The sequence below is a fragment of the Acidisoma sp. 7E03 genome, from assembly GCF_054665075.1.
On sequence record NZ_BAAFHE010000008.1, the window covers coordinates 21286 to 35011 of the forward strand.

General features: G+C 62.0%; 8 protein-coding genes and 1 tRNA gene. 5 read left to right on the forward strand and 4 right to left on the reverse strand.

Annotation, left to right across the window (positions count from 1 at the left end; all coding sequences use genetic code 11):
• The first annotated feature begins 63 nt into the window (after positions 1–63).
• Positions 64–1455, forward strand: a complete 1392-nt coding sequence (locus tag ACYQ6W_RS13345; protein WP_459675894.1) for an NAD(P)-binding protein — start codon at positions 64–66, stop codon at positions 1453–1455.
• Between the two features lie 2 nt (positions 1456–1457).
• Positions 1458–2162 (forward strand): hypothetical protein, encoded by a 705-nt coding sequence (locus ACYQ6W_RS13350; RefSeq protein WP_459675895.1) that lies wholly within the window; start codon positions 1458–1460, stop codon positions 2160–2162.
• A gap of 106 nt (positions 2163–2268) precedes the next feature.
• Here ACYQ6W_RS13350 and ACYQ6W_RS13355 read toward each other — a convergent pair whose 3' ends face one another.
• The 4 genes from ACYQ6W_RS13355 to ACYQ6W_RS13370 form a co-directional block, all read right to left on the reverse strand.
• Entirely contained in the window at positions 2269–5130 is a 2862-nt protein-coding gene (locus ACYQ6W_RS13355; RefSeq protein WP_459675896.1) for an SNF2-related protein, read from the reverse strand.
• The gene (locus ACYQ6W_RS13360; protein WP_459675897.1) at positions 5127–8066 is read right to left on the reverse strand and encodes a hypothetical protein; all 2940 of its coding nucleotides are present in this window, start codon (positions 8064–8066) and stop codon (positions 5127–5129) included. Before ACYQ6W_RS13360 ends, ACYQ6W_RS13355 begins: the two co-directional genes overlap by 4 nt.
• Positions 8067–8588: 522 nt before the next feature.
• Positions 8589–8665, reverse strand: a tRNA-Arg gene (locus tag ACYQ6W_RS13365).
• A 57-nt stretch (positions 8666–8722) separates the two neighbouring features.
• Positions 8723–9745 (reverse strand): alpha/beta fold hydrolase, encoded by a 1023-nt coding sequence (locus ACYQ6W_RS13370; RefSeq protein ID WP_459675898.1) that lies wholly within the window; start codon positions 9743–9745, stop codon positions 8723–8725.
• A gap of 44 nt (positions 9746–9789) precedes the next feature.
• Here ACYQ6W_RS13370 and ACYQ6W_RS13375 point away from each other — a divergent pair, with 44 nt between their 5' ends.
• The 3 genes from ACYQ6W_RS13375 (at position 9790) to ACYQ6W_RS13385 (ending at position 13687) form a co-directional block, all read left to right on the forward strand.
• Entirely contained in the window at positions 9790–9990 is a 201-nt protein-coding gene (locus tag ACYQ6W_RS13375) for a zinc-finger domain-containing protein (RefSeq protein WP_459675899.1), read from the forward strand.
• Positions 9991–10013: 23 nt separating this feature from the next.
• On the forward strand, positions 10014–12824 hold the full coding sequence (gene polA, locus ACYQ6W_RS13380) for a DNA polymerase I (protein WP_459675901.1): 2811 nt from the start codon (positions 10014–10016) through the stop codon (positions 12822–12824).
• A 446-nt stretch (positions 12825–13270) separates the two neighbouring features.
• A complete protein-coding gene (locus tag ACYQ6W_RS13385) occupies positions 13271–13687 on the forward strand; it encodes a hypothetical protein (RefSeq protein ID WP_459675902.1) in 417 nt (138 codons plus the stop codon).
• The last annotated feature ends 39 nt before the right edge of the window (positions 13688–13726 follow it).

Here is a 13726-nt window from a genome sequence, read left to right on the forward strand (position 1 = left end):
ACTCCGCATGCCTCGAGTCACAACCGGTTAATCCCTCTCCACTTCTGGCCCAACGGAGGACAAGTGTCTGCTGAAAATCAGATCCACGACATCACCTCGGCACGGACTGTGGTCCAGACCTACGAAGTTCTGCCCAACATATTCGTCTTGGGAAGCCTCTCGGCAGGAGTGACCGTTTATCGCCAGCAGGTTCGGGCACATAATTTGGTCAGCGGACTGAAGTGCCTTGCCAACGCGAATGAGTTCCACTTGAGGAGTATCGCCATTGTCGGCGGAGGAATCGGCGGCCTGACAGTAGCAGCGGCGCTCTTGGCGATTGATCCCAACGTCCATGTGACGGTCTTCGAAAAGCGATGGGACCTTTGCCCCCTGCAACAAGGTTGTGACACGCGCTGGCTGCATCCGAAGATCTACGACTGGCCTGCTCTCGGCAGTGCCGAGCCGGAGTCGGATCTTCCCGTTCTTAAATGGCGCAAAGGACGCGCATCAGATGTTGCCGCTAGGATACTCAACGGCTTTGCTATCTATTGTGAGCAAAGTGAAACACCATCGGGTTCTTCTGGGGAACGCCAGCATCGCATAGAGGTATTTCTCGGGTTGAGCCACCTCAGCATTGACGGAGCTACACGCCGTATCGAATGGATGGGCCATCTGGCGGAGCGTCAAGGACGTCATTTCCGCTCTGTGCGGCCAGCAGGCGATACCCGGTCGTTTGATGGGATTATATTGGCGGTCGGGTTCGGCCTAGAACAAGGCTATAATCCCGATCAGATTCACTCACCTGGGTCATACTGGCGCAGCGATACCCTTGGCCAGCCGGCTCTAGCCGGCACGAAGACATCCTATATCGTGTCTGGATATGGCGACGGAGCGATTGTTGACCTTTGCCGTCTAACGATCGAGCGCTTTGGACAAGACACTATTTTAGAGGAACTGTTCAAGAAAGACCTCGAACAACTTGAGGAGGGCATGAGGAAAATCGTTCCGCTGGTAACGCATGATGCCGGAAGGGATCTCAAATCTGTCTTGGAGACTTCAGGCAACGGGCTTCTGACGCTGATCAACGCGGCGGCGGAACAACTGACCTATCGTGTAAGAAAGGATACGACCGTCATTTTACACGCAAAGGGCGTGGGAAATGCCCCACGGTCGATCAACAAGGTCTTCGCACCAGGCAGTTCAACGGCAAATCGCCTTTTATTGTACCTGCTCTACCGAGCGGGAGCCTTTCTCGTGAGGTTCAGCGAACTCGGCTCCGTAAAGCGCGAGTTTTCCATCTCGACGGCTGGTATTGTACAGCGTCATGGAACGGCAGCCAAGGAAAGTGTTCTTGATTTGTTCGTTGAGCCTGATACTCTCCACTCAAACCTGGATGGTATGAAGCAACGGAATGACCAGTCGACAGACCGCCTCTTTCCGCTAGGTTCCTTCCGTCCGATACCTGAAGGAGCATAGCCATGAGCGTGGCCCTCTCTCTTCCCAGCTACCCGGAACCAATTCCGGGGGGCACCCAATTGGCTGCTTTGCCGTTCTTGGCGGCTGTCGAGGGGTATCTTAGAAAAGAAGCGACGCCAGCAGCGTTGCGATTGACCCTCCATCGCGTGATGAGCCGAAATGGCGGAGGGTACCTTCAGCAAGTGACTGCCTATCTCGGCACATCAGAATATCAGCCGGCCAGCGCGGGACGCGTCTTCCCGGTTACAACAGGTATTATCGGTCACGCTTACCGTGACCGACGAGTGACCCGCACACGAAAATATGAATCGGAACTCGAGCTTCGGGGCGATCTTAAATCCGACATGGAGGCTACAGGAGATTCCAGGGATATCAGCGGAATCGCAACTTCCTACGTTGCTATCCCATTCTTATTCGATAGCAGCGATGAGGTCGTGGCGATTCTGTACGCGGAAGCCCAACAGTTCAATCTGTTTGCCGATGACCGCCTGATGCTTGATATTATGGCCTTATGTGATGGCTTCTGCCGGGCTCTGGATGCATTGACGGATTTCCCTTTACCGGGAATTCGTAACTTTCAGCTCGAACCGGGGAAGCCCGTTTCGGAGGCAGAGACCAAGTATCCGCGTCTGCAGGAAACAATTGACCTGCGTCCGGTTCCTTCCTTCCAACGGCTGCGTTCATTTAACTTCCAAACAACGGAGTAGGCGCGTGCCTAGGGTGGTCCGGCGCCGACAGTCATCGACAAGAGCGTAAATTGGAACGATCGATGCGCAGCGCTTCAATCGCACCTTGAGTAGAAAATCATGAGTTCTATTCGCCAGACCGCTTTGGTACCACCCAGAAGTACCGCGGCGTCGTGAGCACGGCTGCACTTTTGATGGCAGTTAATGCGCCCGAAATCCATGCACGACGTGCGCCGCCGCAAGCCTCAGTGAGCCGAACAGACAACTCAGCACCTCTTCGTTCGGCCTGGATGATTGGTTCCGGTCTGCTCTTCAGCGCCTCGCTGGCTACGAGACCTGCCAGTTCGGCGCGTGCAGCTGCGACACGCTCCTCGTTTTCTGCGTCGATTGCGAACAGCCGTTCGCCTACTGCGCTGTTCAAGGCCACGATCGCTCGGCCGATCACCTCAGACCCCAAACGCATCAGTTGTCCCCGAGCGATTTCTCGCGCACCATCCCGTCGCGTTTCCGTCAATTGGGATCGGCGTCGGGCCGACTGACGCGCAGGGCGATCACCACATACCGGATCGAGTATTGCCGCTGCAGCATCGCATGGCACAAACTGCTCGCCGTCCTCTACAAACGCGACCACGAGCATTTCGGGCGGACAAAGATCGACGAGCCAACGGCGGTCAGCGTCGAGCACAGCACCCAGATAGCGTTTCGCGACAGCATGCGCATCTTGTTCGACCCTCGACGCTTGGCCGTCGATCAGACCGAGCACAGCCCCGACATCCGTCGATAGAGCAGTGCGTAGTTCTACACCGCTGCTACCAAAAAGCAGACGCCGCCCCTCCCATTCGAGGACCGGATGGTCGCTGGGGTAGTCAACAGAGAACTCTGTGGTTATGTCCGTTATCGGCGCCTTCTCGATCAGTGCAGAAATCAACTGATCATGGAGTGGACATCCGTGATCGAAAAAGTGGAGCTGTCGCCTTCGCCCGTCGTTCTGCGTCACCTGGGTGCGCGGCGGACAATCGATTGATGCACGATGGGAAATGAACGCCTGGCGGTGGAACGATGAAGTGCTGTCAATCTCCGGAATCTGTAGTTCTATTCCTGCGGGTCCGGACCTGTACCACATGGTCTTGAACCGCTGACCGTTGTCGCCGGCATTCCTGATATCAAGAAATTCCTCGCGAGCGAGCCTGATGATGATATCCGCCGCTCGTTCTCGGCTCTGATACCAATTCGTTCGTCGTTTATTTTCGGGATCAGTCAGCGGCAACGCATAGGGGCGACTGCGCAGGCGTGCGTCGAGACGTTCTGCTAGCGTTGTGCGGGGGCTGGGTGGGAGGCGGGTGGAACCAAGCCAGTCTTCGATCGTCGCACCCAGCGATTTTGCGCGTGCCGCCGCTTCTCCCCAACTGGCACCTGCGCTTCCATCAGCAGCGGCGTTGATCGCCTTGCTGATCTCGGCCCACTCGGTCTCGTCAAAAACTTCGCTCCTCTCGAAGACCTTGCTTCCCTCAAGCACCTCGAGAATCCTGCTTTCTATCGAGTTGTCCACAACAATTGGGGTGATGCTTATCTTACGCTTGGATGGGATCCCGCGCGTGCCGAGCCTATCGATACGACCGATCCATTGCTGAATGTCCGGCGGCGACCAAGGCAAGGCGAAAAAGATGATCTCATTTGCAAACTGCAGATTGTGCCCTTCGCGGGCGTCGAGCGCTGCGACCAAGATATTGGCCTTACCGCTGATAAACTCCTCAAGCGCGTCCTTGAGGAGGGTCACTTGAACCTCCAATTCCTCGGCAGCGCTAATCGTGCGGCGCTTGCGCGAGATCCTCCCATCAACCAGCTTGCCAAGTGCCTCTGCAAGATAGTCGGTCGTGGGATTGTCCTCAGCCACGATCACGATGCGGGCGTCCGGCTGTTCAGTGAGAGTGGCCCGCACATGATCGGTCAGCGCGTCCAGCTTGGCATCGCCCGGTTCGTCCCGGAGCACCTTGTCGATCTGGTACCATGCCGCTTGGAGTGAGGTGGTTCGTTTGAGGGTGCTCAGGCGTTCACGCAGCGATTGAGGGCTGCGGCCGGCAACCTGCAAGAGCAGATCGCGTCTTAGATCGAGATCTGCAGTCGCAGCGGCCTCTAAATAGGAACGCGTCGCACGTGCGCGTTCAATATCTCCGTCTGTTGGCGCGACACGGATTGGCTGGTAGCGCCGCTGTGGAAGCGCATTGGGATAGTCAGAACGCCGCGTTCGAATGAGACGTCGGTAGAGGCCGAATTCATCCTCCACTTGGCGCCGCCGCGACGTGTTGCGAAGTTCCTCCCCATAGCGCTCGATCGCTTCGATTTCCCGGTCAGCTAGCACTTTTAGGATATCGCGATTGGTCGCGCGCGCTATACGGGCCGCCTCGGGCTCTAGCATTTCCATCAATTCACGACGGATGCGGGCATCGTGGAGTGCGGGTGTGGCCGTCATCGCAATAACATTAGGAATGCTACGTGCGGCGGCGATCAATTCGGTGCGGACGGCTACCTGAAGCTTGGTAAACTCATCCACAAGCAGCAGATCAATCCTTTCAGCAGCAATCCTGCCGCCTGCCGCGATTCGGCTTGGCCGGACGAGGCGCATTAGTAGATTGTCGGTAGGGGCGTCGGGTTCCCCCGCCTCAATCGCAATCGTATGCCCGCGCGCGAGCAGTTCTTCTTCCCACTGACCGACTAGATCGTCTGGAACGACCAGCGCGACATTAAACAGGCTTGATGATTGGGCAGCCAATGCTCGCATCACCATGATCGCTTGAATGGTCTTGCCGAGGCCGACTTCATCAGCAAGAAGCCACCGGCACGACGGTGCTGTTGCCATCCGGTGGACACTGTCGATCTGGTGCGTGTAGGCAAAGGCGCCAACGCCGAGAGCACCAAGCAGCGCCTGATCGCGATCATAACGACGAGCTTGCGCATGGAGGCCGAGCAGGAGGCGAAGAAATTCACTCACGAGGCTATCTCACCGAGTGCATTCCCGAGCCGGATGGCTGCATAGCGCGTCGCTCGTGAGACAAAAGGATCATTGGCGAGGACATGCACGGCAGCGTCGGCATTGTTGCAGGCCGCCGGTGACAGCCAAAGTTGGAGCGCGCCGGCTGCTACTTCGGGCGACAGATAGCCGCGCGGCAACGCAAAGCTTCGCGTCCATGCCGCAAGGTCCTCTGCCAATTCAGCGATACCGACATCCAAATAGTAGCGATCACGCAGTTGTCGTCCGCCCAGACTTGGCGCAATGAGTTGCGCGAGTTCGGATCGCCGAATGCGGCGGATCGCCTCTTGAGCTGCGGTTTCCCATTCGTCCGCCGGGCTTCCGAAGTCGCAGTCATCCGGATCGATATTGAGTAGTAACCCCTCTGCCTGAAGCGCCTTGACTGCTTCGGTATAACCTTCGTTGAGCGCCTCATCCATCGCGCCGTCTCGGGGGGCTTGACCACTAAGCGGCCAGTCAGGATCAAACATCTTGGCATGCGCAATAAAAGCAGCAGTAAATCGTTTAGAGACAGCCTTTGAACCTTGTTCGGGCAACGCAGCGAGACCGCGCTCGAGTGCTACCGCATAAAGCGCTTCACGCGCGTCGAACGGATGCGATCGCGTCGCCTCTTCGACGGAGCACCACTCCCTGCCACATAGATCAAAGACGAGAGGTTCTTCAAACTGCCGCACGACACGCGTCCTGGCGGCAACTGCCGGAAGCGTGAGGCAAAGCGCCCGCGACCAAGCAACTCTCGCTCGCGCGATCTCGCCTACCCCCCGACCATTGTCGCGCATAAGTCGAGAACCCAAGTCACCGCCAAAATTCGAAGCAAAATCGCCGAGATTGAAGCTACTTGACGCAAGCAACTTGATCGGATCGGCGAGGTGCCCATCGACTAAACGCAAGGCAAAGGCTATTGCGCCGCGTTCGGGTGTCATCATTGCGTTCGCTGGAACAAATCGATGTGGTGATTGAGCCGATGCGTATACAAGTTCGGTCACCAAGCTCGTGCCGATCAATTCCGGCACCTCGCCGGACCAATCGACCGATGCAGCAGGCCGGTCGAGTGGCACTTCGAGTGTGACTGAGCGTCCGACCGCCAAACGGAGTGTGCCGCTACCTGTCTCGAGTAGTTTGCTACGCACCATGTCGGAATAGAGGGCTTTTAAGATTGCTTCCCCAGCATCGATCGTCGAGGGCAGTTCTTTGACACGGGTATGGCTACGGACTACCAGTTGGCCACCGATCTCCAACTCCGCAGTCACACCTACGTCACGAAGCGCGATCGGACTTTCGATCCGTATCTGGAGCCGCTGTTCGATCAGGGCCTCAAAGGCACTGTCCCGCTCGAACAGGCTGAGTTGGACCGGCCCACTGCCCGCAGGCGATGCCGCCTCGCATCGCACACCCGGATGACCCGTCGGCCCGGATACAGACGCTATCCGTTCGCCGGCCTTAAGGGTTCGAAGCGGTTCCGCGGATGGAGACGGTGCCTCTTTGAACAGCAAGAACGGGCGGCCCGGACGAACGACTGCCTGGGGAGCCACGATCGCGTCAACCGGATGGCGGGCGAGCGAGGACCGAGCATCGTTGGAACGCAAGCCTTCAGCGGCTAAAATTGCTCGCTCGGCGGCGTCCCGTAGGTTCGCCTCGTAGAAGCGATAACCGCATGCTCTGCCAAGCGGCCGTAAGCGCTCGATCGCTGAACCATCCACGCGCGTGCCCACCCAGGCGACCTCAGCCTTGTCCGAAAAGGGAGCAAACCTCTGTTCGCCTAAGGTCCGGTGATCATTTACGTCGAACAGGACCGTTGCGGTCCAGTCGATGCTTCGGGCGGCCATGACAGCGGCAATGTCGCTTCCGGTGCCGAACACGGCTGCTGCGTCTGGGTAGGCGGGATGGTCGGCGGCAGGCACAGCGGCGTGCATCAACGCAAATGGCCCCGCGCCCAGCGCCGTGTCTGAGTGGAGGAAAGCGCCGGCACCCCAGAGGCGGGGTCGCCATGCTGCGGCGCGAGCCGCGATCCGGGCCTCATCAAACAAGCCCGGTGGAAGGGCATTCCATGTCGCGAAAAGTTTCAAGCCCATCGCATCACGCGCGAGCGTGAGACGCCCCAGGCTTTGGTCAGCGGATGTAGATAGTTTGGCAGTGCGGGATCGTTGCCGGCCAGCCCTGATCGCAAGGAAAGCCTCGGCCGATACGTTGATCGTGTTCCTGAGCCGCTCATAGCTGGCAGCCGGCAATATTGATCCGCGATTCTCGGTGAGAAGCGATTTTAGGACGCGCTCTGAAGACCCTTCGAAGCGAAGCCAATCAGCGAGGCGAGCACCCTCGGCGGCCGTTGCCCATGCGCGAAGGCTCGCAAAGTTGGCTGAACGGTTGGGGCCGGGCAAAGACCCAACGGGGGCACGAGCTAATAGACGGGCGACTGGCCCTACCAAGTCAATTGGGAGTAATGCATTGGCGATCGGCCAGGAAATGATCGAGAAATGGCTGCTGAATGCACTCTCCGACGGTCGAGATATCTTGTACTTTCCAGCGAGTGCCGCGAATGCGTCGCCGATCTGCACGCGCTGCGCCATGCTGATAGCGAGGCCAAGTGTACTACTCAGCTTGGCCCAGAAGTCGGTGCCGACACCCTCAAATCGAAATCCAATCTCTGCGGCAACGGCACACAGTAGGGCGGGAACCCGGAGAAGAAGCGCATCGAGATTCTGAGACGGTACGATGGGTGCGAGTTCGTCAAAAGGTACGGGCCACAATGCGGCCTCGTCGACTACCTCGATGAGGGTGACGCCGACAAAGCTCCTCTTATTCAGAGCGACGAGTGTCGCTCTGAATTGGCGCTCGAGTTGATCGATTTGATCGAGAGTTAGCACTGCGCTTCTCTCCCCACCCGCCTTTTGGATCATTCATGTTCATTTTTCTGAGAACTGGGCTCTTCCGCAGAAAGCGCGCGGGTTATGAGCTTAGATTTCGAGCGTCCTCCGATGACACCACGAAGTTTGGGTTCCGACAGGCTGGATGGAGTGTCCTCTAACGCGGGGTTCATAGGTAGAACAAAACACTTATTGAAACAATTAGATAGACTTGATCGGGCAGGGGTCCGTGAACGCTTTATGCGGAAGAGCCCAGTTCCCAGCGGAATCAACACCTTGGAGGAAATTGGAGCGGGCGAAGGGATTCGAACCCTCGACCCCAACCTTGGCCAGGTTAGGGTGGATACACGGCCGCATGGGATAACCGGGTTTTATTAACGACGCGGTTCGATTCTGTGGAGATAACTCTCCCAACGAGGCCGCGGGGTATTTGCGCCCTCGATGCTCACAGGGGGTTTTAGGCTAGGGCTGGTGAGGGATCAGGATCGTGGTAGCTACCTGGTAGCTAGAACTTGGCGTGAAGTATCGTGAATGCTGCTAAATTATTGAAATCCCTGGCGGACCCGTCGCGATTCGAACGCGAGACCTTTGCCTTCGGAGGGCAACGCTCTATCCAGCTGAGCTACGGGTCCGTGCCTGGGGTGGCAGTGGCTCTCCCTTACAGGCAACCGCCGGGGATGAAAAGGGGGTCAGGGGCCGGGCTGGCGCGCGAGCCAGTCTCGCGCCCGGGTCTCGGCGCCGGAGGGCAGGGGGGCGCCTGGCTCCTGCAGCCAATGGGCGATGTCGGCCGTCACCACCGCGCCCTCATGGTCCCGCTGCAGCAGGTGATAGCCCTTGGGGTAATAGGCGAAGGTCACCGCGCGGTCGCCGCTCGCGGCGGCCTGGCGCCAGGCCGCCGCCATCGCGTTCTTCGGCACCAGCTGGTCATGCCCGCCATAGAGGAAGAGCGCCGGCGCCCGGATGTGGCGGCAGGCGGCGAGCGCCGCATCCATCAGATCCACCAGCCCCTTCACCGCCGAAATCCGCGTCTCGGTCAGCGTCAGCGGGTCACGCGACAGGCGTTTCCAGGCGTCCTCGTTATCCGTCGGCACCACGCCCGCGCCGTGCCCGGTGAGGAGGAGATCGGGCATGGTGCGGCTGGCGAGCCAGAGCATGGAGCGGTAGAGCGGGTTCATCTCGCTACGGCCCCAGACGGCCGGCGCGCTGAAGACATAGCCATCCACCGGCGGCGCCTCGGGGCTCGCGGCCAGGGCCAGCAGCACGGCGCCGCCCATGCTCTCGCCCATCAGATAGAGCTTCGCCGCCGGGAAGCGCGCCCGCAGGTCCAGCGCCATGGCGCGGGCATCGGCCAGCATCTGCGCCGTGCCGGGCCAGTCGCCGCGATCGAGCGTCGCGCCGAAGCCGCGCTCGTCCGGCGCCACCACGGCAATGCCTTGTGCTGCCAGCAGCGGCCCTGGCCGCTCCCAGGCGTCGCGGCTGTCGTCGATGCCATGCAGGGCGAGGACGACGATGGCAGGGTCGCCCGCCGGCAGCCATTCGCGATAGGGCAGGCGCTGCCCGTCCGCCATGGTGAAGGCGCCGTCCGTCACCACAGGCGGCACCGGCGGCTGCGGCTTCTCCACATGCGGCACGGCGCAGGCGGCGAGGCAGAGGGCCAGGCCCAGCGCGAGCAGCCGGCCAGGGCGCGGGGCAGGGGGGATGGTTCGGCGCACGCCGCATCGCTATCATTGGCGGGACTGACGCCAAAGGGGAAATTATGAGCCAGAGCCTCCGCAAGCCGATCGAGATCATGCAGGTGAACGAGCGTGTGGTGAGCTGCGAGGGCACCGGCGGCCAGCTCGGCCACCCCAAGGTCTATCTCCGCATCCCCGGCCGCCTCGGCGGGCCGGACGAGACAGTCTGCCCCTATTGCTCCCGCCTCTTCGTGCTGAGTGGCGCGGTGGCCGAGGCGCATTGAGCGCGGCCGCCGGAACCGCAGCGATGAGCGAGAGCGAGCCGCACCTGATCCTCATCGACGGATCGGGCTTCATCTTCCGCGCCTATCACGCCATCCCGCCGATGAACCGGCCGGACGGCACGCAGGTGAATGCCGTCTACGGCTTCACCAACATGCTGGCACGGCTGCTGAAGGACCATGTCGGCACGCATTTCGCCGTGATCTTCGATGCCGGTCGCACCACTTTCCGCAACCGGCTCTATGCCGAATACAAGGCGCACCGGCCGCCCCCGCCGGACGACCTTATTCCCCAATTCGCCCTGGTACGCGAAGCCACGGCCGCCTTCGGCGTGCCGGCGATCGAGCTCGAGGATTGGGAGGCGGATGATCTCATCGCCTCCTATGCCGCCGAAGTGCTGCGCGCCGGCGGCCGCTGCACCATCGTCTCCTCCGACAAGGACCTGATGCAGCTCATCCGGCCCGGCGTCGCCATGCTGGACCCGATGAAGCAGAAGCCCATCGGGCCCGAGGAGGTGATGGAGAAATTCGGCGTCACCCCTGACCGGGTGATCGACGTGCAGGCGTTGATCGGCGATTCGGTGGACAACGTGCCCGGCGTGCCGGGCATCGGGCCGAAGACGGCCTCGGCGCTGATGGCCGAATACGGCTCGCTGGAGGCGATCCTTGCCGCCGCGCAGGACGGCATGAAGCCTTCCAAGCGGCGCGATGCGCTGGTGGAGCACGCGGAAGCGGCGCGGCTGTCGCGCAAGCTCGTGGAACTCTGCACCGAGGTGCCCCTGCCGCAGCCGCTGGAGGCGCTGGTCTCGCGCGAATGGCAGCCGGAGCGGCTGCAGCCCTTCCTCGCAGCGCAGGGCTTCCGCTCGATCGCGACACGCCTCGGCGTCGAAGGCGGGGCGGCGCCCGTGCGCGCGCCGGCGCCCCCGGCGGGGGACCGCAGCGCGCCCTTCGGCGACCCAGCCCCGGCGCCTCTACCCCAGGCCGCACCGGCTGCCGCGGGCACGGATGCGCCTTTCGGCCCCTATGAGACGATCGGTTCGCTCGCCACCTTCCAGGCATGGCTCGCGGAAGCCACGGCCGGGGGTCTGCTCGCCATCGGCGTTGAGACCGACGGGGTTGAGGCGGTGCGCAGCGCCCTCGTCGGCATATCGCTCGCGCTGAGGCCCGGCCGCGCGGCCTATCTGCCGCTGCGGCATGACCTGCTGTCGGGCGCCGCGATCGAAGGCGGCCAGGTGGACCCCGAGGAGGCGATCGCGGCGCTCGCCCCAATCCTCGCCGACCCGTCGGTGCTGAAGGTTTTTCACGACGCGAAATTCGCCCTCGCCGTGCTGGAGCGGGCGGGCGTGCCGGCGGGCACGGCCCCGCTGGACGACACCATGCTGATCTCCTACGCGCAGGAGGCCGGGCAGCATGGGCACGGCCTGGCCGATCTCGCCGAGCTGCATCTGGGCCATACGCCGATGGGCCTCGCCGGGGCGACGGGCACCGGGCGCGCCCGCGTCACCTTCGCCGCCGTGCCGCTGGACCGCGCCACGGCCTATGCCGCGGAAGCCGCCGACCTCGCGCTCCGCCTGTGGCACAAGCTGCGGCCGGGCCTGCGGCCGACGAAGGCTCTCGCCCTCTACGAGCTGATGGAACGCCGGCTGGTGCCGGTGCTGCTCGCCATGGAACAGGCGGGTGTGTCCGTCGATGCCGGTGAACTCCGCCGCCTCTCGGCCGATTTCTCGGAGCGAATGGCCGCACAGGAGATCGAGATCCACCGTCTGGCCGGGCGGGCCTTCAATCTCGGCAGCCCGAAGCAATTGGGCGAGGTGTTGTTCGACGAGATGGGCCTGCCCGGCGGCAAGCGGAACAAGACTGGCGCCTGGGGCACCGATGCCTCGGTGCTGCAGGACCTGGCCGACCAGGGGCACGAACTGCCCGAGCGTCTTCTGGCCTGGCGGCAACTCGCCAAGCTGAAATCGACCTATACCGACGCGCTGATCGCGGAGATCGACCCTGAGACGAAGCGCGTCCATACCAGCTTCGCCATGGCGGCGACGACGACGGGCCGCCTGTCCTCGACCGATCCCAATCTGCAGAACATCCCCATCCGCACTGAGGAAGGCGGGCGCATCCGCCGCGCCTTCGTGGCGGAGCCTGGCCATCGCCTGATCAGCGCCGACTATTCGCAAATCGAGCTGCGGCTGCTCGCCCATGTCGCCGATCTGCCGGTGCTGCGGGAGAGCTTCCGCCTGGGCGAGGACATTCACGCCCGCACCGCCTCTGAAGTCTTCGGCGTGCCGATGGCGGGGATGGACAGCCTGACGCGGCGCCGCGCCAAGGCCATCAACTTCGGCATCATCTACGGCATCAGCGCCTTCGGCCTCGCGCGCCAGCTGCAAATCGAATCCGGCCAGGCGAAGCGCTACATCGACGCCTATTTCGAGCGCTACCCCGGCATCCGCGACTATATGGAGCGGACCAAGGAGGAGGCGCGGGAGAAGGGCTTCGTCCTGACCCCCTTCGGCCGCCGCTGCTGGATTCCGGGCATCGCCGACAAGAACGGCGCCCGCCGCGCCTATGCCGAGCGCCAGGCGATCAACGCCCCGCTCCAGGGCGGTGCGGCAGACATCATCAAGCGGGCCATGGTGCGGCTGCCGGCGGCGCTGCGCGAGGCTGGTCTTGCCGCCCGCATGCTGCTCCAGGTGCATGACGAGCTGATGTTCGAGGCCCCCGAATCGGAGGCCGAGGCCACCGCCGCGGTCGTGCGCCGGGTGATGGAATCGGTCGCCGCGCTGCAGGTGCCGTTGGTGGTGGAGACGGGTATCGGCGCCAACTGGTCCGAGGCCCACTGACCGGTTCGAAACCGGTTCAATGTCTTCCCTTATCCGTCGCTTCGAAAACTGAGACTCATCCGGGGCTTCTGGGGCGACCCTATGCTCAGGCCGCAGCTCTGCGCCCGTTTGGCGGCAAAATTCCTACAAATTTAACCGCGATTTAACTCTTGAAACGCAAAAAGCGCCTGGGGTAGACCTATATGGGTCTTGAACGCGAAAAAGTTTTGGTTTCGCGCCCTTGTGAAATTGACGTGCAGAGGGGCGTGGCCATGTCGGGTTGGACGGCTAAACGTTTTTTGGCGTGCAAGGTCGGGGCAGCGGCGATGGGCTTGGCGAACTGCATCTGGTGTGAGTCCGAAATCCGGACGACGAGCAAGCGGTGCCCTGAATGCGGGCTGGATAATCCCGTTGGCACCATCCCGACGAGCGGCCGAGCGCGCGCGGCGCGCGGCAGCCGCAGGCTTATGCTCTCGCTCATTGCGGTGCCGCTCATGCTGTCGGCGGCCTTCGCCGCCCATCTTCAGTTGACACCGCAGGATGATGCCGTGCCGGCGCCGGCCGCGGTGACGGCACCCGTTCAAGTCGCGAGCGCGTTGCCCGCGGGCATCACCGATCCCGTGCAGCGGGGCGTGTGGCTGAACGGTGAGCGCGCGGTGCGTCTCGCCCTAGCCGATCCGAGCTTCGACGGGTTCCAGCAGAGCTACGTGCAGGCCAGCGCCGGTCAGCTCGTCAGCCTCTGCGGCACAATCCCGTCCGGCAGCTTTGTTGGCATGCGCTACGTCTCCATCGCCGGCGATACCGCGAAAACCGCGATCGAGGGCCGGGACCCGGCCTTCGATACCCTGTGGACGCGCCTTTGCAGCCGCGACACGGCCGCCTAAGCCCTTTAGGGGCCCGGGTTCGGCCCGGGCCGTTTGTCT